Origin of the sequence: Cohnella phaseoli, from assembly GCF_003386235.1 — a bacterium.
Taxonomy (GTDB): Bacteria; Bacillota; Bacilli; order Paenibacillales; family Paenibacillaceae; genus Cohnella; species Cohnella phaseoli.
This window is the reverse complement of the sequence record NZ_QRDZ01000020.1, coordinates 62,291-83,431: the sequence shown is the minus strand read 5'-3', so window position 1 is coordinate 83,431 and position 21,141 is coordinate 62,291. Positions and strand designations below refer to the sequence as shown.

12 protein-coding genes are annotated in these 21,141 nt (G+C 53.8%); 4 read left to right on the top strand and 8 right to left on the bottom strand.

The genetic code is table 11. The features are described from left to right. Positions 1 to 302: 302 nt before the first annotated feature. The 4 genes from DFP98_RS23090 to DFP98_RS23075 form a co-directional block, all read right to left on the bottom strand. On the bottom strand, positions 303 to 1,874 hold the full coding sequence (locus DFP98_RS23090) for an extracellular solute-binding protein (RefSeq protein ID WP_116062973.1): 1,572 nt from the start codon (positions 1,872 to 1,874) through the stop codon (positions 303 to 305). A gap of 52 nt (positions 1,875 to 1,926) precedes the next feature. Beyond that, positions 1,927 to 2,826 carry a carbohydrate ABC transporter permease gene (locus DFP98_RS23085; RefSeq protein WP_116062972.1) on the bottom strand — a complete coding sequence of 300 codons (900 nt, stop codon included), beginning with the start codon at positions 2,824 to 2,826 and terminating at the stop codon, positions 1,927 to 1,929. A gap of 55 nt (positions 2,827 to 2,881) precedes the next feature. Next, positions 2,882 to 3,808, bottom strand: a complete 927-nt coding sequence (locus DFP98_RS23080; protein WP_116062971.1) for an ABC transporter permease — start codon at positions 3,806 to 3,808, stop codon at positions 2,882 to 2,884. Between the two features lie 324 nt (positions 3,809 to 4,132). After that, a complete protein-coding gene (locus tag DFP98_RS23075; RefSeq protein ID WP_181917886.1) occupies positions 4,133 to 8,326 on the bottom strand; it encodes a GDSL-type esterase/lipase family protein in 4,194 nt (1,397 codons plus the stop codon). A gap of 259 nt (positions 8,327 to 8,585) precedes the next feature. Here DFP98_RS23075 and DFP98_RS23070 point away from each other — a divergent pair, with 259 nt between their 5' ends. After that, positions 8,586 to 9,479, top strand: coding sequence for a helix-turn-helix transcriptional regulator (locus DFP98_RS23070; protein ID WP_116062969.1), 894 nt, complete (start codon positions 8,586 to 8,588; stop codon positions 9,477 to 9,479). A 105-nt stretch (positions 9,480 to 9,584) separates the two neighbouring features. Further along, positions 9,585 to 10,418, top strand: coding sequence for a phytanoyl-CoA dioxygenase family protein (locus tag DFP98_RS23065; protein ID WP_181917885.1), 834 nt, complete (start codon positions 9,585 to 9,587; stop codon positions 10,416 to 10,418). Between the two features lie 114 nt (positions 10,419 to 10,532). On the opposite strand, the gene DFP98_RS23060 is transcribed toward DFP98_RS23065, so the two are convergent. The 4 genes from DFP98_RS23060 to DFP98_RS23045 form a co-directional block, all read right to left on the bottom strand. Continuing rightward, a complete protein-coding gene (locus DFP98_RS23060; RefSeq protein WP_116062967.1) occupies positions 10,533 to 12,263 on the bottom strand; it encodes a type 2 periplasmic-binding domain-containing protein in 1,731 nt (576 codons plus the stop codon). 82 nt (positions 12,264 to 12,345) lie between these two features. Then, positions 12,346 to 13,215 carry a carbohydrate ABC transporter permease gene (locus DFP98_RS23055; RefSeq protein ID WP_116062966.1) on the bottom strand — a complete coding sequence of 290 codons (870 nt, stop codon included), beginning with the start codon at positions 13,213 to 13,215 and terminating at the stop codon, positions 12,346 to 12,348. Positions 13,216 to 13,227: 12 nt separating this feature from the next. Further along, complete coding sequence (locus DFP98_RS23050) at positions 13,228 to 14,157, bottom strand: ABC transporter permease (protein WP_246016659.1); 930 nt, start codon at positions 14,155 to 14,157, stop codon at positions 13,228 to 13,230. A gap of 52 nt (positions 14,158 to 14,209) precedes the next feature. Then, complete coding sequence (locus DFP98_RS23045; protein ID WP_116063037.1) at positions 14,210 to 16,267, bottom strand: alpha-glucuronidase family glycosyl hydrolase; 2,058 nt, start codon at positions 16,265 to 16,267, stop codon at positions 14,210 to 14,212. Positions 16,268 to 16,664: 397 nt separating this feature from the next. Between DFP98_RS23045 and DFP98_RS23040 the strand changes: the two genes are divergently transcribed. Then, positions 16,665 to 17,405 carry an AraC family transcriptional regulator gene (locus DFP98_RS23040; RefSeq protein ID WP_116063036.1) on the top strand — a complete coding sequence of 247 codons (741 nt, stop codon included), beginning with the start codon at positions 16,665 to 16,667 and terminating at the stop codon, positions 17,403 to 17,405. A gap of 40 nt (positions 17,406 to 17,445) precedes the next feature. After that, positions 17,446 to 20,946: a glycoside hydrolase family 2 TIM barrel-domain containing protein gene (locus DFP98_RS23035; protein ID WP_116062965.1), complete on the top strand. Its 3,501-nt coding sequence runs from the start codon at positions 17,446 to 17,448 to the stop codon at positions 20,944 to 20,946. Positions 20,947 to 21,141: the final 195 nt, after the last annotated feature.

Genomic DNA, 21,141 nt, shown 5'->3' with positions numbered 1-21,141 from the left:
GTCCGATTGCTTTGCGGGGGCCCCGAAAGACGTCTCTGAAATCTGAATGAATACTCGAATCCGGCCTAAACGGCGGACGTTTGTTCGAAAAATCGTACAACGAAGCTCGAATCAGGCTCAACCGGCGAATGTTTGTCGGAAAAATCGTACAACACGACTCGAATCCGGCCTAACCGGCGGACTTTTGTCGGAAAAATCGTACAATGCGACCAAAATCAAGGGTTGTATATCACTTTCCCTTACTTTGTCTATCGATTATCTCCATCAACTCTGCTTATGAAATAGCCCCTACTATGCAACGCCTAGTTCTTCGCCAACCATTCCTGCATCTGCTTTTTATATTCTGCCATTACCTTATCGGCCCCTGCCGCCTTCATTTCCTTGTCGTAATCGGCCAATACCTTGTCCACGTCGGATACAAGCCCGAGGCTTAAGGAAGGGTTATACTTCTCTTTAACGGCGCTGATTGCCGCATATTCGTTTTTGACCGGTTCGGAATTGAAAACGAAGGATCCGAGTTTAGGGAAATGCGCGATTTTCGCATATTCTTCCTTTAATGCAGCATTTGGACTCGAAGGATCGTCCTTGAACGGATTCACCAGCTTATACCTCATCCCGCTGAAATACGTACCCTCGTAATCCGTACTCTGGGAGCCTTCGGGCAGCGTTTTTGCGCCATTGGCGTCAATATCGTAATTTCTGCCCTGAATCCCGTACATACAGAGCGTCCATAATTCGGGATCGGAGTAGATCGCATCGATCGTCATTAACGCTCTTTCGGCGTTTTTGGACGAATTCAGAATGGCGACGCCGTTTTTGATGCTTGGCGGCTTCGGGAAGTATTTGCCGCCGACTTTGGCGGCGTACGATCCGATCTCCCAATCCGGATGCGCTTTCATGATTTCCTTGTAGTTCAGCTCGATCGCCCAATAGCCGCCCTGGCAGGCTGCAGCCTTGCCTTCCTTAAAGGCGCTGCAGGATTCCGTTTTGTTGGCCAGAGAATCCTTAGGCCAGTAGCCTTTGTCTGCCCATGACTTTATCGTTTTGAAGGCTTCGGCATAGATCGGGCTTTGGCTCAAAAAGGCTAACGTAGAGCCGTCCTGATCGTCTACCTGCATCGACAGAATGCCCGGCGGCGTAACATCGGGTTGGTCCCCCTTCTCTTGGACATAAGGAGCAAGTACGGTCCAGGATTCGTCCGTCGCCGGCTTATAAGGAACCATTTCTTTTTCGTTTTGCTTGATCGCCTCGAAGTACGCCCCCATATCCGCCATCGTTTTGATCTCCGGAACGTTATACTTCTTTCTCAAGTCCTCCCGGTATAAGAAGCCATTCCAGTTGTACTCGTCCGAAAAAGAAGGAATCATAAAGACTCTGCCATCGATTTTGCTCTCGTTCCACGTATCCTCGGTCCAGTTTTGGGAGATGGTCGGAGCATTCTGTTCCAGCATTCCCGTAAGATCCTTGAATGCGCCTTTGCGGGTTTGCACCGCGACGTCCGTCCATGAAGCCGCATAGATGACGTCGTAATCCTCGCCCGAGGAAAGCACCAGGTTGTATTTATTATACCAGTCGGCCCAATCGATGGAATCCAGCTCCAGCGTTACGTTAACTTTTTCTTTCAGCCTCTTGTTGATTTCGGTCAGAACCGCATCCTTGTCCTTTTGGTTGCCGCCGACCCCTAGCCATTTGATTTTGACCTCTTTGGAAACATCCACGCCATTATAAGTTTTCTCCGCGGATACGGCGCTGCCGCCGCTCGAACCTGCGCTTGCCGCGCCGGGCTCCTCCGACTTCGCGCATCCGCTGACGATCACGGACGCCGTTAACCCCAACGCCATCGTTACACTGATCCATTTGACGCCTTTCTTCATCTGTGTGTCCTCCCTTGAAACCCATTATATGATAAACCGAGTGGTATCGGCGTTATCCTTTGACCGCGCCTATCGTCAGTCCGGTTACGAAGTACTTCTGCACGAACGGATAGACAAAAACGATCGGACCGATGGAAATGATCGTCATCGCCAGCTTCAGGCTTTCGCTCGGCAGACTTTCGCGCGCCCCGGCAACCGTCGCGGAGCTTATGCTCGACTTGGCCAGAAAATCCGCTTTGTTAATGACCGAGGTTAACAAATACTGCAAGGAATACTTTTTGATATCCGTGATGTACAGCATCGCATTATACCAATCGTTCCAGTAGCCGATCGCATAGAACAAACCGATACAGGCCAGCGCCGGCTTCACAAGCGGGAGCACGATTCCCATGAAAATGCGGAATTCCCCCGCCCCGTCGATTTTGGCTGCTTCGATCAGCGAAGCCGGGATCATGCTTCTAATGAAGCTGCGCATGATCAGAATGTAAAACACGGGAAGCAGCCCCGGCAGAATCAACGAAAGCAGATTGTTCTTGAGCTTTAAATATTGGATGAACAAAATGTAGGTCGACACCAGTCCGCCGTTAAAAAGCGTCGTGAAGTAAAAGAAGAAGGAGAACCGGTTGCGATATTTGAAGTCTTGTCTGGATAGCACGAACGCCGTCATCGCGCAGAAGTACAGGCCGGCCGCCGTTCCGGCCAGAGTGACGACGATGCTGACTCCGTAGGAGCGCAAGATTTGGCCGTAGTCGCTTAGAATGTACGAGTAGGCGTCCAAGCTGAACGGAACCGGCAGGAAGCCGTAGCCTTTGGAGACGATCGCACCTTCATCGGTGAGGGAACCGGACAGCACCAACAGAAAAGGGATTACGCTTAAAATCGTAAAGATCGACACGATGAAGTAAGAGCCTATCGAAAACAACAATTCGTCGGTTTTGGCCGCTGGTTTCATGGAGCTTTCAATCCTTTTGCATGGAATGGGTCAAGCAAAAACGCCTTGCGAATCGTTAAAACAACGCATAATCCTTGTCCGCTTTCTTCACGATGAAGTTGGTGACGTAGATGATCACGAAGCACATGACCGACTGGTAAAAGGTAGCCGCCGACGTCAGCCCCAGATCGGCTCCCCCGGTAAGCGATCTGAACACATAGGTATCGATAACGTCCGTGCCGCTGAACAGCATCCCGTTGTTGCCGATCAGCTGGTAGAACATATCCATGTTTCCTCTTAGAATCTGTCCGACCGAAAGCAAAACCAGCACGATAACGGTCGGCTTAAGAAACGGCAGCGTAATATTCCATATGCGCTGGAACGTATTCGCCCCGTCCACCCTCGCGGCTTCGTAATACTCCGTATTGATCCCGGCAATGGAAGCAAAGTAGATCGCGCTGGAATAACCGACATTTTTCCAAATGTGAAGCGCCGGCAGCAGAACGTACCAGTAGGAGGTTTTGCTGTAGATGTTAATGGGCTCAAGCCCCAGCGACCTCAAAATTTCGTTGAATACGCCGTAGTCGTAGCTGAATACGTTGTACACAAAGGCGGCAACGACGACCCAGGAAATAAAGTAAGGAAAAATCAGAAAAGATTGGGACACTTTCTTGAAATATTTGTTTTTCATTTCGGAGAGAAACACGGCGATGGCAACGCTGGCAATGACGCTGGTGACAATAAAAATGAGGTTAAAAACGATCGTGTTCCGGGTCACTTGGAAGGCTACGCCGGAATTAAAGAAATAGCCGAAGTTGTCGAACCCGCTCCACGGGCTGAAGAAAATGCCTTGCGAATAGTTGTAGCTCTTGAAGGCTACGATCAGGCCGGCCATCGGAAGATAAGCAAAGACGATGAAATAGAGGACGGTTGGCGCGAGCATCAAAAACAGGACTTTGTTCTTGCCGAATTCTTTCATGAAACCGCTTTTCGTTGTGAGCATAAGCCGACATCCCTTTACGTGAATTCCAACGCCTTGAACTTGGATTCAGTATAACAAGCCGAATTTCGCGGTTTAATAGACCTAAATTTCGATAATAGGTAATTTCTTTTTCCCTTGTTGGGGGTAACGTGACTGTCTCATATGTAAAGGCGTACAAGATGATCGATCAAGAAAAAGTGCATGTATCTCCTGGAGACTGCCTCATACGGTCCTGAAATTACCTTATCACGGGTTAACCGTTCGGATTTCAGGATCGTATAGCATCGTAGGGAGATACATGCACGACAAAATTCTCTATCGATCATTTTTTAGTACGACTCGTTTTTACTCCATACCGGCAGGAAGCACGTTAACCACTTCGAAGAGATGGCCTGAACTGTTCGGGTTCGTTTCCGGCTTGATTTTGATATGAAGCTTGTGCGGCCCTTTCGTAAGGCCGGACTGTACGACGGCGTATTTTATCGTCTCCCACGGCTCGGGGGTATACGAATCGAATACGGTGCGAGGGCCGTCGTCGACCCACGCTTCGACCATGCCGGCGTCCGGTCCGTTGCGGGTGTAAAATCCAAAAGCGATCGTAGAGCCGCTAACGTCGAACACCAGCTCGTTGCCGACCGTGCTCGATTGCCACCCATAGCCCGTGCCTATGTTATGCGATCCCTGCGTCCAGCTTCCCACCGTTTCCGACGACGGAGTCAGATTGCCGCGGTGATACAGGGCGGCGAATTCGTACGTATCGTCGGTCATGGCCGAAGGGATTACAGGAACTCCCGGAATTTGCACGTCGGGCTTCAGCGTGTTGTATACGTTCTCCAGCTTCTCGATGATATAAAGGCCTGCTCTAGCCTGAGCCGTATCATTCGGGTGCGTCCCGTCGCCGGCCGGGTAAGGTCCGGATTTGTACTGCGGTACATAGGTCGTGCCGTAGAAATCCAGCCAAGTGTTCGTCCCGTTGGCGACTAAATTCTGAATGCGATCCTTGTAGTGAACCTGCGGCAGCCGGTAATAATCGGCTACGGGGATATGCGCCTCCTGCCTGTTCGCTCCGGCTTGATCGCCGATATACAGACTCATCACGGCAGGTTGGTTAGGCGACTTAAGAATTTGGCGGATAAGCCCCTCATATGCCCGCGTGTACAAGCTATCCGCGCCGTCGTTGACGGCAAATTCGACCACAACGAAATCCGGATTGCTTTGCAGCAAATTCATATAGGCTCTGTGCGCTCCCAGCACGGAAGGCGTCCCGCCGATCCCCGCGTTGACATAGGTGATTTTGCCGGGGTATTTGCTCTCCCACCATTGCTTAACCTTAGCCGTCCAGCTGGTCGAATCCCAATTGCTGGAGTTAAAGCCTTGGGTGATCGAGCCGCCGATAAAGCCTATCGTAATGTTTTGTCCGCTTCGCGCTTTGGCCATCACTCTCTCCAGTCTGGAGTAATCCGCAAAATCGGCCAACGGCGCCGGTCCACCGCCGTAATCTAGCGTTACCCGACCGATCTGCGGATTCCAGGCGTTCGTCGATGAGGCTCCGAATTCGATCTTCAAATATCTCGTACCTGCCGGGAGCGCGGTTGCCCTGTAGAGAACCCTGTCCCAGTTGCCCGGCTGTACGATTTTTTCCACAAGACTGCTATTGTATAACGTATACGTGGAGCCGTTCGGCGAAGTATAGAATTTGAAATCCTCCACCGTTTCGCCGCCCAAGGCGTAAGTGTCTACGTCAAAGCTATCCAGATCGGCCGGCACCTCGTAGACCAGATTGGCGGCGATCTGTTTGTTCCGATACACTCGGCCGATTTCTCCGCCAATATTCTCTGACGGATTCAGAGCAATCGCCAAGTCGGCGGCACTGTACGAATGCACCTTCGCAAAGTTGGTCAATTCGTCGACGATTCGCCCTCCTGCGTCAGGCAAATCGCCGAATAGCTGCACGCGGCCGATCTGCGGCGTAAAGATCAGCGGATCGTTCCGCAGCTCGATTTTCAAATACTGTGTCCCCGAAGGAATAGCGGCCGATGGCTTAAAATAAGTTCTGTACCAGCCGCCGCCCGTTCCGACCAGCGTGTCGTGCGCGGCCGCTACTTCCGAGTAGGCGCGATTGTCCGGGGAGGCGTAAAACTTCACCTTGCCCGCAAGATCCGAGCCAAAGCTGTTGATCCTGACCGAAAAGTCGTAAATGTTGTTCAGCTTGTAGACGATGTTCAGACTATCGTCTCCGATCCTGCCTACTCTGGACGTATCTCCCTCCATAAATTCGGAGTGAGTGCTATCGAACTCCCAGCCGTTCGTATGGGAATAGACCTTGCTGAAGTCGACCATCTCGTCTACCAACGAAATTTTGTCGGCCGGCTTACCGTAAACCTCGAATTCATAGATTCTGGCCATATCGTCTCCCGACACGCTGGTAGACTTGGTGATATACATGGAAACGTACCGAACGTTCTCGGTTCCCGCCATCCCTTGTATCGTGCGATTTGAAATATTGCCGGTGTTATTCCAGACATATTCCACGTAGTTCCAATTCACGCCGTCCGAGCTCGTCTTAATATGCCAGTCTCTCGTATTGTAATCGGAGGTCTGCGTATCCTTGTTCGGCCAGCCTTCCTTCCCCGCTCCGGCATGCTTGACCCTGTACCCGGTAAGATCGTAATAGCCGCCTAAATCAACCTGCATCCAATGCTCGGGCCCCGGCTTTGAATTCCATTTCGTGCTCGAATTTCCGTCCAGCGCATGGCTAGGGTCGGAATTAGGCGCATCTAAATAGGAATCTACGAAATAAGGCTTTCCTCTTGAGAGAATATTGACGCTGTTGGCTTTAATATAGGCATAGCCTACGGAGGTCGGATCGGCTGTGCTGATCGCCTTCACCGCTACAATATCGCTGACATCGTAGGGAGGCGCGGTATAAAGCCCTGTCGGCGATACGGTTCCGTTGGCGCTTCCCCCATATACGCTCCATGTGACGCTGTCGGCGGCTCCGGCCACATTGGCCGCAAGCTGAATCGACTGCCCCGGAGTGACCCAGTAATAATCCTTATAGGTAGAATCGCCGACTTTCCTGACCGTAACTTGCCCCATGTCGGTCAGAGTAACGATCCCTTGGGCGGGAACTTTAATCGTGATTTGGCCATTGACGACCGGCTGGTCTCCCAAATCCTTATTCAGTGCGTTTTTGGAGGTGGAAATGACCGTCATGCCGGAAGAAGTTAAGTTCGAAAGCTGAACGGTAACGGTTCTGTCCGCGGAGCCGTTCTTGTTCAACAAAACGACGGTCGACTTCCCATCATTCTTGTAAGCGCTACCAATGATATCGTTATGATTGCTGCTGGCGCTTATCCTAATTGAACCCGGTTTAATGTACTTATAAAAGTTATACATCGTATTATAGAACGGTCTTGCCTCGTAATTTTCAGTTGGGCTCTTTCTCGAGCCGAAATTCGAGGTTTTCCCCATCAACGCGCCGCCGCTGATATAGGAGTAGGAGTCCCATATGAACATGGACTGCAGAGGCGCATTCGCCGTCAGCCACTCATGCGTGGCCAGTGCCGTATAGAACCCGTAATCGTAGCTGTCGGTATTTCCCGCAACTCCCGGCTCGACCCACACATTTTCGCCGCCGTATACCGAGGTGCCCATCTCCGTCACGTAAAATGGAATATGACCGTATCCCTTGCTGCTCGCCGTCTGGGCGGCTGTCTCCAGATAAGGAATCATCTGATGAGGATCGAAAGGTGGATTGGCTGTCCGATTGTCCCAGCCGTGGGTATCGAACGCCGCCATGTAAGACATCGCGACGGCATCGCTCGTCAATGCGTCCACATAAGTGTTCAAGTTTACGGAGTTATACGTGCCGGGACCGATAATCTTGATTCCGCTTAAGCCTACGGAATCCAGCTTCTGGCCGGCCGTCTTCACCGTTCTCACATATTGAGCGGGCGTCATATAGGTGTCCCAGTCTCCGTCGGGTTCGTTAAAGAAAATAATTTTGCCGACGTCGACGCCTTTGATCTGAATAGCGACATAGCAAAGCGCAGCATAGAAGTCTGCCAGTTCGTTGTAGTTGTCATCCGTTTCAAGGAAGTGCTTGTAGCTGTCCAGCATTCTTCGAGGTGCGGAAAACCTGGAAAAGATAGGCTCCGCGTTATGCCTTTCCAGATCCTGAAGAAACGACCATAGATGGTCGAATTCCGGCTGCTGGAAGGCGTTAACGTACCAGGCGTAGTCTCTCGGCGTATTGACCGAGTCCGCCGGCGTTCTAATATTCGTACGGAAAAACTTCATCCCCGTCTCGGCGGTGACGGCGCTGCCCAAATACTCCCGATGCACATGGTTCTCCGGCGGAATATCGTCGGCAGTCCAAGGCAGCCATTGCCCTCCAAAACCGTCGATTGTCTGATACTCTACGCTGCCGTCCACCGTGACGGTCGCATCGGCCGCGTAGGCTCGGGGAGAATCGGAAAACGAAAAAAAGGAGATTGCAAAAGCAAAGACCAGTAAAACGGATAGCCCTCGTTTCATTACAGATCCCATCCTCTCATCATTAAGCGAGTAGAAGCACGTTCATTATAGCGAGGCTTGTCGGAATAAGGAATACAACAGAATTTCGATTTCGGGTAATTTGTTTAGGCCTGGGAGGATTGTGGGAGGATTCCATCTTGCTCGTCCAACTGGTCGAGGCCTATAATTGAAGCGACTTGCAACGAGATTGGCCGGACAGGCTTCGGAATCGCCCGTTGCGCATAACCGCTGAACCTCACTAGGCAAGGAGAAGATCGGGATGACCACACGCAAAACTCCGCTTCCCGCCTCGCGCAGCCGCTACAAGGGCTCTTCGGAGCTGCGGGAGGAGCTTCCTTTTCAACACGATTTCGACAATCTCTCGTACATCGGCATCCAGATGCTAAGCACCTGGCAGGTGGACAGGCATACGCACGAGCATTTCGAGCTGTGCTATGTCGATGAAGGACAGGGTTGGTTCTCGATCGATGGGGATTTGTATCGCGTGCGTCAAGGGGATCTGTTCCTGACGAAGCCGGGAGAGGGTCATCAGGGGGCATCCTTGGGAGAATCTTACCGCCTGTATTATACCGGTTTTCAACTGACGAACCGGCAGAAGCTTGAAGCGGATTTTTACCGGCTTGGGCGCGCTCGCACGGTACGAGATACGAGCGGCGATGTGAAGCGGCTGTTCGATGCCGTCTTCGCCGAGATCGAGGACCCCGGCCCGCATTCGGCCCTGATGGCCGAAAGCCTGTTCCAGCAATTGCTGGTTCGCGTCATCCGCCTCTATCGCGATGCCGCCCTGCCGGACGGCGGTCCGGAACAAGGTCCGCTCGCGCCGGCGATGAAGGAGCTGCTGCAATACCTTCACGAGCATGCGAGCATCGGCATCAACGCCTTGGATTTGGCGAAGAGGCAGCATCTCAGCCGGACGCATCTGGAGCGGGAATTTAAGCGCTCGTTCGGCATTCCGCTCGGAAAATACATCCGCATGCTGTGCACCGATCGCGCCAAATATTGGTTGGCGGAAACGGGCGAGACGATCACGTCGGTCGCGGAGAGACTAGGCTTCTCGTCGCTTCATGCCTTCAGCGTGTTCTTCAAGCGACAGACGGGAATCTCGCCTTACGCCTATCGGCGACCGTTCTCGCCAAATGACGAAAAACGTTAACTTCCGGTTGAAGCCGAACAAAGCCGACAACCGACAGCTCGCGTTATGATGAAGCCAACGCATGAGGAAATCGTGCGGCCATCATCGAACCGGGAGGAATCGGAAATGTCGGATCGGAACAACTTGCTGCCAACGGAGGCAGATATCGCTTTTTTCAAACAGAATGGGTACTGGGTAGCGCCGCAGCTCCTTGACGAGGCTCGGTTGGAACGACTTTGCGAACATATGGAACGGGTTTATGCCGGTCAATTCGAAACGGGTCGCGCGCCTTACAACGGATATTGGACGCCTGAGCAAGGCAACGGGCTGCGCAAAACCGACAATTCCCACTGGGCCGATCTGGAGCTTCGCGCGCTGGCTACCGATCCCGTCATCGGCGAGATCGCTTCCCTGCTGATGGGGGCCGACTCCATTCGCCTGTGGCACGACCAGCTACTGTTCAAGCCGGGCAATCCCGATCGAAGATCGGGCGGCAACGTCGGCTGGCATCAGGATTACGCCTATTGGCAGTGCGCGGCCGAGCCGACGCTCGTCACCGCCTGGGTCGCCTTCGACGACGTCAATCTGGACAACGGCTGCATGCAGGTCGTTCCTCGAAGCCACCAATGGGGCCTGCTCAACGTGAACGATTTCTTCGAGCAGGATATGGAAAAGCAGCGCCAGGGCATGGACCTCCCCGAGGACGCTTCGTTCGAGCCCGTGCCGATGGTCATGAAGGCCGGCCAGGTGAGCTTCCATCACGCGCTCGCCATCCACGGCAGCGGTCCGAATACGACCTCGCGGCCGCGCCGTTCGCTGGCCGTCCATCTGATGACGGGAGATACGCGCTACAAGGCCGGTACGCGCGGCGACGGCCATATGAACGTGGGCCTGCTGGGCGGAGCCGACGGCGATCTGTTCGCGGGAGAGGCTTTTCCGGAGCTGTTCCGGAAGAACTAAGCGGCTTAACATCAAAACACCTTATTCCGGAGTCTTGGCGGAATAAGGTGTTTTGATGTTCTAGCTTTTCTCACAGCGATGACAACGAACCACTCGAAGGCAGCGGCGCAATGGTTATTTCAACATCGTTTCGCTGCCATAAAGTTTTTCCCATGCCGCTTTACGCTCGTCGATGATGGCCTGACCGCCCGAGTTGAGGTAATCCTTCATACCCGCGTCATATGCAGCGTCAAACTTGTCAACCGATGCTACGACAGCCTGATCCAAGAAGGCATCGCGTTTCTTGCTAAGCGCTTCACCTTGACCTTCTTCGGACTTGATTTCACCCGCTTTGGCATTTTGGCCTACGCGTCCGCCATTCGTCGTAATCTTGTTTGCAATTTCGATGAGTCTTGCGTCAACCCCCGCATACCCGTTGGCAAGGGACTTGGCGGTCAAATCCGGATTCCCGGTGTCAATACCGTTGCTTGTGATCGTATAGTCGATATTGGCCGGCGAGTTCATGATATATTCGTCCGTAGCGGCAATCGTCTTGAAGGAACCGTCCGGCATCTTTTCATGCGTTTTGCCTTCTTCGCCGAATTGCAGGTATACCCGGTTCTCAAGCTTGGAAATCCAATCCAGATAGAACATCGAAGCCAAAGGCTCTTTGTTGGTAGACGGGAAGAACAGTTTGCGGTCAACGGGCGCCGACAAGAACTTCCGATAAACCCCGGCATCGTTCGGGAAGGGCTCAACCGCAATATAATTTGCGTCCGGACCGACAAGCTTATGAAGGTTTGCGGTAATGCCGTCTTCACCGTCGCGATAGGGGTAATCCCAATTGTGAATAAACGCGCCCACAAAGCCTGTTTTTATGAGATTATCTTCTGTTTTATCTCCGGCGGGATAGAGCGGGAAGTCTTTCCAGACCAAGCCTTCGTTATACCATTTGTTCAACGTTCTGATGCCTTCTTTGTAATTCGGGTAAAGAAGCTTGCGATCGTCAAATCCGTTAACGTAGATGTCCTTGTCCGTAATATTGTCCGGCACAAAGGACGTTGTCAAATGGTCCGTACGCCACCCTACGTCGAAGCTCGTGGAGAAAGGAATGATCTTGTCCGCATCTTTGCCCAAGAGCGTGGAAGCGTTGTCCTTAAATGCTTTGAGCATGCTTTCGAACTCTTGCAGGCTCGTCGGCGCCTGGAGATCGAGCTTCTTTAACCAATCCTCGCGCACGAAAGTATTGATGCGGTTCAGGACGTTCAGGCGAGCTTCCAATGCCCACAGCTTTCCTGTGCTCGGATCTCTGTCCCAATTGATGTTCGAGTCGGTGAGATAACCCCACAAGTTCGGCAGCAGATCTTTGTACTCGTCGACAAACGGCGCCAGATCCGTGATACCGCCCATGTTGGCATAGGTCTGGATAGTCGGATACGAGTAGGTCACGCTGATATCCGGAGCTTGCCCCGCGGCCAGAAGATTGTTAAGAACTTCGCCTTCCGTCCAGCGCGGAACCGGTACGAAAGTCACTTCCACGTTATGATCGCGCAGCATTCCGTCTTTGATGTACTTCGTATAGACGTTGTCTTCAGGCTTGGATCCTCCAGTATTGCCCCGATCGTAAATCTCTACCGTGATTTTGCGAGTCTCCTTGAATTTGAAATTGGAATCAAGGCCCAGCTTTTCGAGCTTTGCAGCGGCTTCGTCGGCAGAAGGAGATGCGGACGATTGTTCGGATGCCGGTGGAGCCGATGAGCTGGACGGGCTTGCCGAATCCTTGTTGTTGCTCTTGGTACATCCCGCAAACGCCAAAGCGAAGACGGAACCAAGCGCCAAGATGGTCAAAAACCTGGTTAAACGCATGTAAGATCCTCCTTTTTTTTGCTTGTGCCTGTTGCTCGATTTATAAAAATCGACTTTGTCGACTTTTACCGCAGGTAAGCCGTTAACCTTTTACGGCTCCGATCGTAACGCCGGAAATAAAGTATCGCTGCAGCCAAGGGTAAATGAGCAAAATCGGCAGAGTTGCAAACACGACGGTTGCAGACTTAATGGATTCGGACAAGCCCGGGCTGGTAAAGCCCTCCTGCGTGGCCACCTCAACGCTGGTAATGCTATTGAGAATGTTAAAGAGCAGCAATTGGATGGGATAGTAGGTTCTGTCGCTCATGAACATCAACGCATCCGAGAACCCGTTCCAGCGACCAACCGCATAGAAGAGCGACAGCGTTGCCAGCACAGGCATGGAAAGCGGCAAATAGACATTAACCAGGACTTTGAAGGGTCCCGCTCCGTCCAGCTCGGCGGATTCTTTGAGGCTCTCGGGAATGCCGAAGAAGAAGCTGCGCATGATGATGACGTTGAATACGCTGATGCTGCCCGGCAAAATCAGAACCAAAGGATTATTCAGCAAGTGCAGCCCTTTCAAAAGCAAATAGGTTGGGATGATGCCTGCATTGAAATACATCGTAAAGAGAATGAGCGCCAGAATAAATTTCTTGCCCTTCAGGTTGTCATAGATAAGCGGGTATGCGCACAGAATCGTCATGAACATACACCAAATCGTCGTGACAACCGTCAGGATCGCTGTCCATACTAACGCCCATGTGACTTTGGAATCTCCGAGTACGGCTGTGTAAGCCTTGAAATTCAGATCCACCGGCAAAAGCAAAACTTGATTCTTCACCATGGCTTCCGCAGAGCTTAAGGATCGCGCCACAATGTTCAAAAACGGCAGGAGACAGGCCAGAATCACCAACACGCAAATGAAAACGATGATCCAATCCCCTAATTTGGTGCTTTTTGATTTAATCATAGATTCCCCTCCCTACCAGATGCCGCGTTCGCCGAATTTTTTGGCCAAGGCGTTTGCCCCGAACAGGAAAATGACGCCAACGACGGATTGGAACAAACCGACGGCAGTCGATAGTGAGAATTGCAAACCTCGAATCCCATAGTTGTAAACGAATATCGAGATCACGTTCGAAACATCCGTCACCAGCTTGTTGGCAAGCGCAAACGGTCTGTCGAATTCGCTGCCGAGAATATGACCAAGGTTTAGAATGAGCAATACGATGATGGTAGAACGCAATCCCGGCAGCGTAATGTGCCAAATATTTCGCATGCGTCCCGCCCCGTCCACGGAAGCAGCCTCGTAAAGCTCCGGGTTAATCCCTGCAATCGCTGCCAAATAGAGAATGGTGCCCCAACCGACGCTCTTCCATATGCCCAGCGCAACGTAGGTGATCACCCAATTCATGGAGTCGTTCAGGAACGGAATGGATTCAAACCCCAGCTTGTTCAGCATGATATTGACGAGACCCGAGCTAGGCGCAAAAAGTTGAAGCGCCATGCCTGCAACGATGATCCATGACAAAAAGTGCGGCATATAGGCAACCGTCTGGGTAAACTTCTTAAACCGCTTGAAGGCGAGTTCATTAAAGATGATGGCCAATATAATCGGCGCTGGGAAGCCGAATACCAAGTCCAGTAAGTTAAGAAGAAGAGTGTTTCTCAGAGCGTAAAGGAAATCGCGATTGGAAAAAGCCTTGATAAAATATTCGAACCCGTGATTTGCCGCCCATTCCATTTCCATCGGACTCTTGACAATGCTGTAATCCTTGAAAGCGATTTGAATGTAATTCATCGGGATGTAACGGAAAATGATAAAAAAGGATACCGGCAGGAGCAACATTGCATAGAGAACCCAATATCGTTTCAAATATCCGAGCGATTTGCTTCTCACTGCAGCAGCCAAAGCCTCACCGCCCTACACGCATTCTTTTCCATATCCTTTGTTCTCCCCCCGTCTAGTAGATTGTTCTGCCTTGCTCGTCGTCAATACCCGACTTGCGCAAGAAATAGCTGTTTACAACGTCCCGCCATTCCTTGGCATGCTTCGATTGCTCTTGCAAACGACTCAGCGCGCTCTCATAACGAGCTTCATCTATTTTGCCTTGTAAGCCGCGCCAGGCGTCCACCAGTTTGTCCGCCTGCTCGGCGCCTTCAAAATGCGTGTCGTATATGTGCTGTATGACGGTCTTGCCGGATTTCAACACATGCGTATAGGGCACGTGGTGGAAGAAAAGCAGCAGTTCGTCCGGACAGCTCTCGATCGCTTCGAAGCGCGCGGCAACCTCGTCGTGATACTGTCCCGTATAACCGGTGCCCGTCTTAACGGTCCGATCTACTCCTACCCCGCGACAGTCGGCATAATGGTAAGTCCCCCACTTCGAATATTCATATCCGTCGACATTCGGGCCGTAATGATGGCCGGGATTGACCATCCAGCCGACTCCGAGCGGCGACGTGTATTTCTCGTAGATGATCCAGGAATCGAGCAGCATGCGGCATATCGTCGCGACGACGACCGGATCGAGTCCGAACGTGATCCGCACCCATTCATCGGCAATCTGCTCCGCCGTCAGCTCCGGGCGCCATATCAACCGGCCGTATCCATAGTAATTGGCTTGCGCCAGCAGATGACCGGTCCAATTGGAGTCGTCCCCGATATTGGATACGCCTGCAATTCCGCCAAGCGGCCGGTCGAACAATTCGCCCGTCGCCGCTTTCGCCACTGTCGAACCTTCGCCTGACGCATAAGTGTCGAAATCAAGGACCTCCTTCCATTGCGGGACCAGGAAACAAAGATGCGTCTGCTGCCCTGTATACTCTTGAGTGATTTGCAGTTCCAGTATCTGGTTCGTCTGCCGTAGTCCCCCGAAAAGCGGAGAAGCGGGCTCCCTTACCTGGAAGTCCATCGGACCGTTCTTGATTTGCAGCACGACGTTGTCGGCGAACTTGCCGTCCAGCGGACGAAAATGATCGTAGGCGGCCCGGGCGCGGTCGGTCTTCCGGTCTCGCCAGTCTTGCAGGCAGTCGTACACGAAGCAGCGCCAGATTACGATGCCGCCGTAGAGACGCAGCGCCTCTGCGAGCATATTCGCCCCGTCCGCATGGTCGCGTCCGTAAGTGAACGGTCCCGGCTGAAATTCCGAATCGGCTTTGACCAGGAAGCCGCCGAAATCGGGAATGTGGCGGTACACATCGGCAGCCCGTTCCGCCCAGAATCGTCTCACCCCCGAATCGAGCGGATCGGCCGTCGTCAGCCCGCCGCACGGAATCGGACTGGCGAAGTTCACGCTTAGGAAAAGCCTGACTCCATACTCCCTGAATATATCGGCCGCCGCCGCTGCTGAAGGCAGCAGCTCGGGGGTAATGAGACGCGTCTCTGTCTCGTGCACGTTCACGTTGTTGATGGAGATCGCGTTCAATCCGACGGCCGCCATCATGCGAGCATAATCGCGAATGCGCTTACGATCCATGATGAACTTCCCATTGCGGTAAAAAATCGATTGGCCCGCGTACCCCCGCTCGATGCTGCCGTCCATGTTGTCCCAATGATCGATCATCCGGAGTTTGGCGGCCGGCTTCTCAATCACGCTGAGATCATTCACGCTTTGGCCGGTCTGCATCAGGCGAAGGAAATGGAACGCCCCGTACAGCGCACCCCGATCCGTCCGCCCGGCAATCGCGATGTATTCCCGTCCAGGTTCCCGAACGGTCTTCAGCACGTAACCTTCTTCTCCCAACTCCTCAAGTTCAGCCGTCTCCATCGCTCCCTGCAATTCAGCGAGATCGCCCGTCGTAATTCGGAGAAAACGCGGAAGCTTCCCGCTTCCGCCGATCTGGGGCGCTGTGCCCAGCATCGATCCGATGCCGTTCGCGAGCTCCTCGCAGGCATTCTTCAGCACAGCCGACGGCTCCGAAGCGGCAATGACGATTTCGCCGCACCATGAAGCATACTCTTTCGCTTGATTCAGATTCAGCGGCGGATAGCGCAGCCATGCTTTGTACCCTTCCCCCACGCCCTTCCCGTTTCGGCTTGTCGACTCCAGAACGATCTTGTTGTCATTTTCCAATTCATTTTCCTCCAAATCAAACTTGCAACAATTCAATCACTAAACAAAAAGACATTCACGGAAAACTCTTGGATTCCCAAGTGGAATAAGGTATCTTGGTCGAGGGAAAAATCATTCATTTGCTCAAATTATAGATTTAAGCGTTTTCACTATCCATAGAGCAACTAGATATTTTTTGTAATTATTAAACATCCTGATTCAATTCTTGGGACTCCGGTGGTAAGATGAATCCAGTTGCACCCCCGTAGTGCCTTCGGGACTTCAAGCGACAAGGAAGGTGATCCCCCCCTTGGAAACGGAATTCGAACGGTTGCAGGATATGATCCCGGACGTCGTGTTTTTCGTGGACAGGCGATGCTTTCCCAACTGGGAAATCATTAAGCAAACGATCGACTTTCACGATCTCACCTTCGTCGTGGAAGGCAAGTCCAATTATTACGTCAATGGCGTCAAGCACACCGTCGAAGCCGGAGACGTCGTTTACATTCCCGTAGGGAGCGTGCGCGAAGCGCATACGTTCAAGGAAAATCCAGCGCACTCCTATGCCTTCAATTTCAAATGGCTCCCGAACGAGAACACGGAACCGCTCCCGCTCCAGACCGTGACGAAAAACGTCATCACGAACGAACTGATCGGTTATTTCAAGCAATTCACTCACGTCTGGATGAGTAGACAGCCCGGATACCTCATGCAGGCCCGTGCGTTGTTCATGCTGATTCTCCATCGGCTGCTGTCGAACATCAGACGCGATTCCGCGAGAGCCGACCAACGGGTGAATCAAGTACTCGTGTACGTCGCCGAACACTATGCGGAAGAGCTGGATTTGGCCGGAATGGCCGAGATTGTGGGCCTCCATCCGGTATACCTGGGGAAATTGTTCAAAAAAAACATGGGCTATTCCTTCAAGGAGCATTTGAACATGATCCGGATCAACCATGCGGAAATGCTGCTGTCCACCGGCGGGTTCTCCGTCACGCAGGTTGCCGAACGATGCGGATTTCGCGACATTTCGTATTTCAGCAATGTGTTCAAATCGGTCAAAGGCTACCCCCCTTCGACCGTGTTCAAGTGCCAGAGCGGCTGAGTTCTCCCGCCTATTCCGTCCGTAAAGGAGCCTGCTGAAGATGAGCAGAAAGCGCATGTTCAACGACGATTGGTCTTTTTCCACACACCCGCTCCGTACCGGGTACGAAGCGGTTCTATCCGGCGACACGGCCTGGACGCCGGTCGTCTTGCCGCACGACTGGTTGATCTACGATGCCCGCAGCCTCTACGAAAACGGGGAAGGCTGGTACCGCAAAACGTGGACGATGACGAAGGACGAGATGTCTCCGGGCACCCGCTTCTCGCTCCGGTTTGAAGGCGCATACATGGACTCCACCCTCTACGTCAACGGACAAGAGGCGGGAACGTGGAAATACGGCTACTCCACCTTCGAATTCGAAATCACTCCGTTCCTTCGGGCCGGGGACAACATGGTTGTCGTCCGCGTCGTGCACGAAGCGCCCAATTCCCGCTGGTATTCCGGCGCGGGCATCTATCGGAGCGTGTGGCTCAAAACCTATACGGACACGCACCTGGCGGCGGACGGCATCTATATCTCCGCCGAGCCGGATACCGGCGGCGCCTGGCGGATCGAAACGGAAACGGAAGTCGCGTTCGGCGCCTCGGCGGCGGCCGGGTTGACGCTTCGCCACCGCGTGCTCGACCGTGAAGGCAACCTCGCGGCCATGTCCGAGACGCCCGTCCCTGCCGCGCAGGAAGGGGTGACCGTTCGCGTTCCCGCCGTTCTGCGGGTGGAACAACCCGAGCTGTGGGACATTGAACGGCCCTATTGCTATCGGCTGGCAACGGAGCTTCGAGCCGCGGACGGCACGTCAACCGATGAGGAAAGCCAAATCTTCGGCTTACGCGCGTTGGCGTTCGACAGCGAGAGGGGTTTCTTCCTGAACGGCCGGCACGTGAAGCTTTACGGCGTCTGCCAGCACCACGACCTGGGCTGCCTGGGCGCCGCCGTCAACAAGGCTGCTTTGCGGAGGCAGCTCTCCCTGCTGCAGGAGATGGGGGTCAACGCGATCCGCACCGCGCATAACATGCCCGCGGTCGAACTGATGGAGCTGGCGGACGAAATGGGCGTGCTGATCGTATCGGAAGCCTTCGACATGTGGGAACGGAAGAAGACGGAGTTCGACTACGCTCGTTTTTTCCCCGAATGGTGGCGCAAGGACGTCGCCAGCTGGGTGCGGCGCGACCGGAACCACCCGAGCCTCATCCTGTGGAGCATCGGCAACGAGATTTACGATACCCATGCCGACGAAAGCGGGCTGGAATGGACGAAGCGGCTGCGGGACGAAGTGCTGGCCCACGACCCCAGTGGCAACGCGCGCGTGACGATCGGCTCGAACTATATGCCCTGGGAGAACGCGCAGAAGTGCGCCGATCTGGTGAAGCTGGCCGGCTACAACTACGGGGAGAAATATTACGATCTCCATCACGGGCAGCATCCGGACTGGGTCATCTACGGCAGCGAAACTTCCTCCACCGTACAAAGCCGAGGCGTCTACCATTTCCCGTTGTCCCAATCCGTGCTCGCGGATGACGACGAACAATGCTCCTCGCTGGGCAACAGCTCCACGAGTTGGGGCGCGAAGAGTACGGAAAGATGCATTATCGCCGACCGGGACGCGGCCTACTCGCTAGGGCAGTTCCTGTGGAGCGGCTTCGATTACATCGGGGAACCGACCCCTTACCATACGAAGAACTCGTATTTCGGGCAGCTCGACACCGCAGGCTTCAAGAAGGACTCGTACTATATTTACCAAGCCGAATGGACCGATTACCGCGTGAAGCCGATGGTTCATGTTTTCCCCTACTGGGACTTCTCGGAAGGACAGATGATCGACGTCCGGGTGTGCTCCAACTCGCCAACCGTCGAATTGTTCTTTAACGACGCTTCGCTCGGCATTTTTCGCATCGACCACGCGCACGGGCAAAGGTTGGTCGGCGATTGGCGGATCCCTTATTCCGAAGGCGTTCTGCGCGCAGTGGCGTACGACGAAGAGGGCCGTAAGGTCGCGGAGAAGGTTCGCTCCTCCTTCGGGGATGCGGCCGCGCTCATGCTCGCCCCGGATCGAACGGAGATAGCGGCGGACGGCTCGGACCTCACGTTCATCGAAATTTCCGCCGTCGACCGGGAAGGACGTCCTGTCGAGAACGCCAATAACCGCGTGTCCGTGACCGTAGACGGTGCTGGCCGGTTAGTCGGATTGGACAACGGGGACAGCACCGACTACGATTCTTACAAAGACGTGAGTCGCAGAATGTTCAGCGGCAAGCTGCTGGCCGTGATCGCGGCCAATCCGGAGCCTGGCCGGATTACCGTTCGGGCGGATTCGCAGGGGCTAGAGCCTGCCGAGCTGGTCCTGACGACCGTTAAGCCTCAGCGGCTCGGGAACGGCGGAGAAGAAGGGGTCTGCTCGCTGTACGCCTGGACCGCAGATCCACATCCCGGGCAGGAATCGCTCGGCGATCGGGCGGGCGAAATTCCCGTCCGCAAGCTGGAAATCGTCTGTCCGGAGGGCAATCGGCTGGATGCGGAGCGCCGCTCTTTGCCCGTGCGCGTCCGCATTCATCCCAGCGACGCCACCTATGCGGAAGTCGAATGGAGGGTCACTAACGCAGCCGGCATAGACTCCAACATTGCCGCCCTGGAAGCGAACGGGCAGGAAGCCGTCCTCTCTGCCTTGGGGGACGGCGACGTCTATGTCCGCTGCGGCACGCGCAACGGAGCCGACCGCGTCCGCCTCTATTCAATCATGGAATTCCATATTGAAGGTTTGGGGAAAGCCTATCTGAACCCGTACGAATTCGTCTCCGCCGGCTATCACAGCGGCACGAGCCGGAACCTGACGAACGGCAACGAACGGGGTATCGCGACGGCGAGGGATGGGGAAAGCCGGATTTGCTTCGAAAACGTGGACTTCGGGCCCGTCGGCGCGGACGTCATTAGCTTGCCGATCTTCTCTCTGGACGGTGAGCGGTTCCCGATGGAAATCTGGGAAGGCATCCCTGGAGAAGAGGACGCCGCCTTGCTGACTCAGGTTACCTATCAGAAGCCTTCGCGCTGGAATGTCTACCAGGAGGAAACGTACCGCCTGCCGAAACGTCTGAAAGGCGTGACCACGCTCAGCTTCGTCCTGCGCCGCAAAATCCATCTGAAAGGCTTCCGGTTTGAGCGGGTGCTCAAGGCTTATGAACGGCTGAACGCGCTCGATCACGATCAGATTTACGGGGATTCCTTCACGATCGCGGCAGACGCCATCGAGAACATCGGCAATAACGTCTCCCTCGTGTATCGCAACTTGGACTTCGGGGAAAGCGGCAGCACAAAGCTCGTCCTCTGCGGGCGCTCCTCGCTCGACCAGAACACAATCCATCTCTTGTTCGAAGGTTCCGACGGAGAACAGAAACAAATCATCGAGTTCGGCTCCTCCGAAAATTACGTCGAACGGGAATTCGCGTTGCGAGAACGCGTCTCGGGTTCGCAGACGGTCACGCTGATGTTCTTGCCGGGCAGTCGGTTCGATTTGAAAGCATTCCGGTTTTTGCCATCAGACCAGGATTGAAAACAAGCGGGATGCCGGCACGCGCGGCGACGACGGCCACATGAACGTGGGCCTGCTGGGCGGAGCCGACGGAAATCTGTTCGTAGGAGAGGCTTTTCCGGAGCTGTTCCGGAAGAACTAAGCGGCTTAACATCAAAACACCTTATTCCGGAGTCTTGGCGGAATAAGGTGTTTTGATGTTCTAGCTTTTCTCGT

Bases quoted from the DNA above. Each gene is read 5' to 3' on its own strand.
- DFP98_RS23035 (WP_116062965.1), top strand. From the start codon at position 17,446: ATGAGCAGAAAGCGCATGTTCAACGACGATTGGTCTTTTTCCACACAC.
- DFP98_RS23070 (WP_116062969.1), top strand. From the start codon at position 8,586: ATGACCACACGCAAAACTCCGCTTCCCGCCTCGCGCAGCCGCTACAAG.
- DFP98_RS23055 (WP_116062966.1), bottom strand. From the start codon at position 13,215: ATGATTAAATCAAAAAGCACCAAATTAGGGGATTGGATCATCGTTTTC.
- DFP98_RS23060 (WP_116062967.1), bottom strand. From the start codon at position 12,263: ATGCGTTTAACCAGGTTTTTGACCATCTTGGCGCTTGGTTCCGTCTTC.
- DFP98_RS23080 (WP_116062971.1), bottom strand. From the start codon at position 3,808: ATGCTCACAACGAAAAGCGGTTTCATGAAAGAATTCGGCAAGAACAAA.
- DFP98_RS23065 (WP_181917885.1), top strand. From the start codon at position 9,585: ATGTCGGATCGGAACAACTTGCTGCCAACGGAGGCAGATATCGCTTTT.
- DFP98_RS23075 (WP_181917886.1), bottom strand. From the start codon at position 8,326: ATGAAACGAGGGCTATCCGTTTTACTGGTCTTTGCTTTTGCAATCTCC.
- DFP98_RS23085 (WP_116062972.1), bottom strand. From the start codon at position 2,826: ATGAAACCAGCGGCCAAAACCGACGAATTGTTGTTTTCGATAGGCTCT.
- DFP98_RS23090 (WP_116062973.1), bottom strand. From the start codon at position 1,874: ATGAAGAAAGGCGTCAAATGGATCAGTGTAACGATGGCGTTGGGGTTA.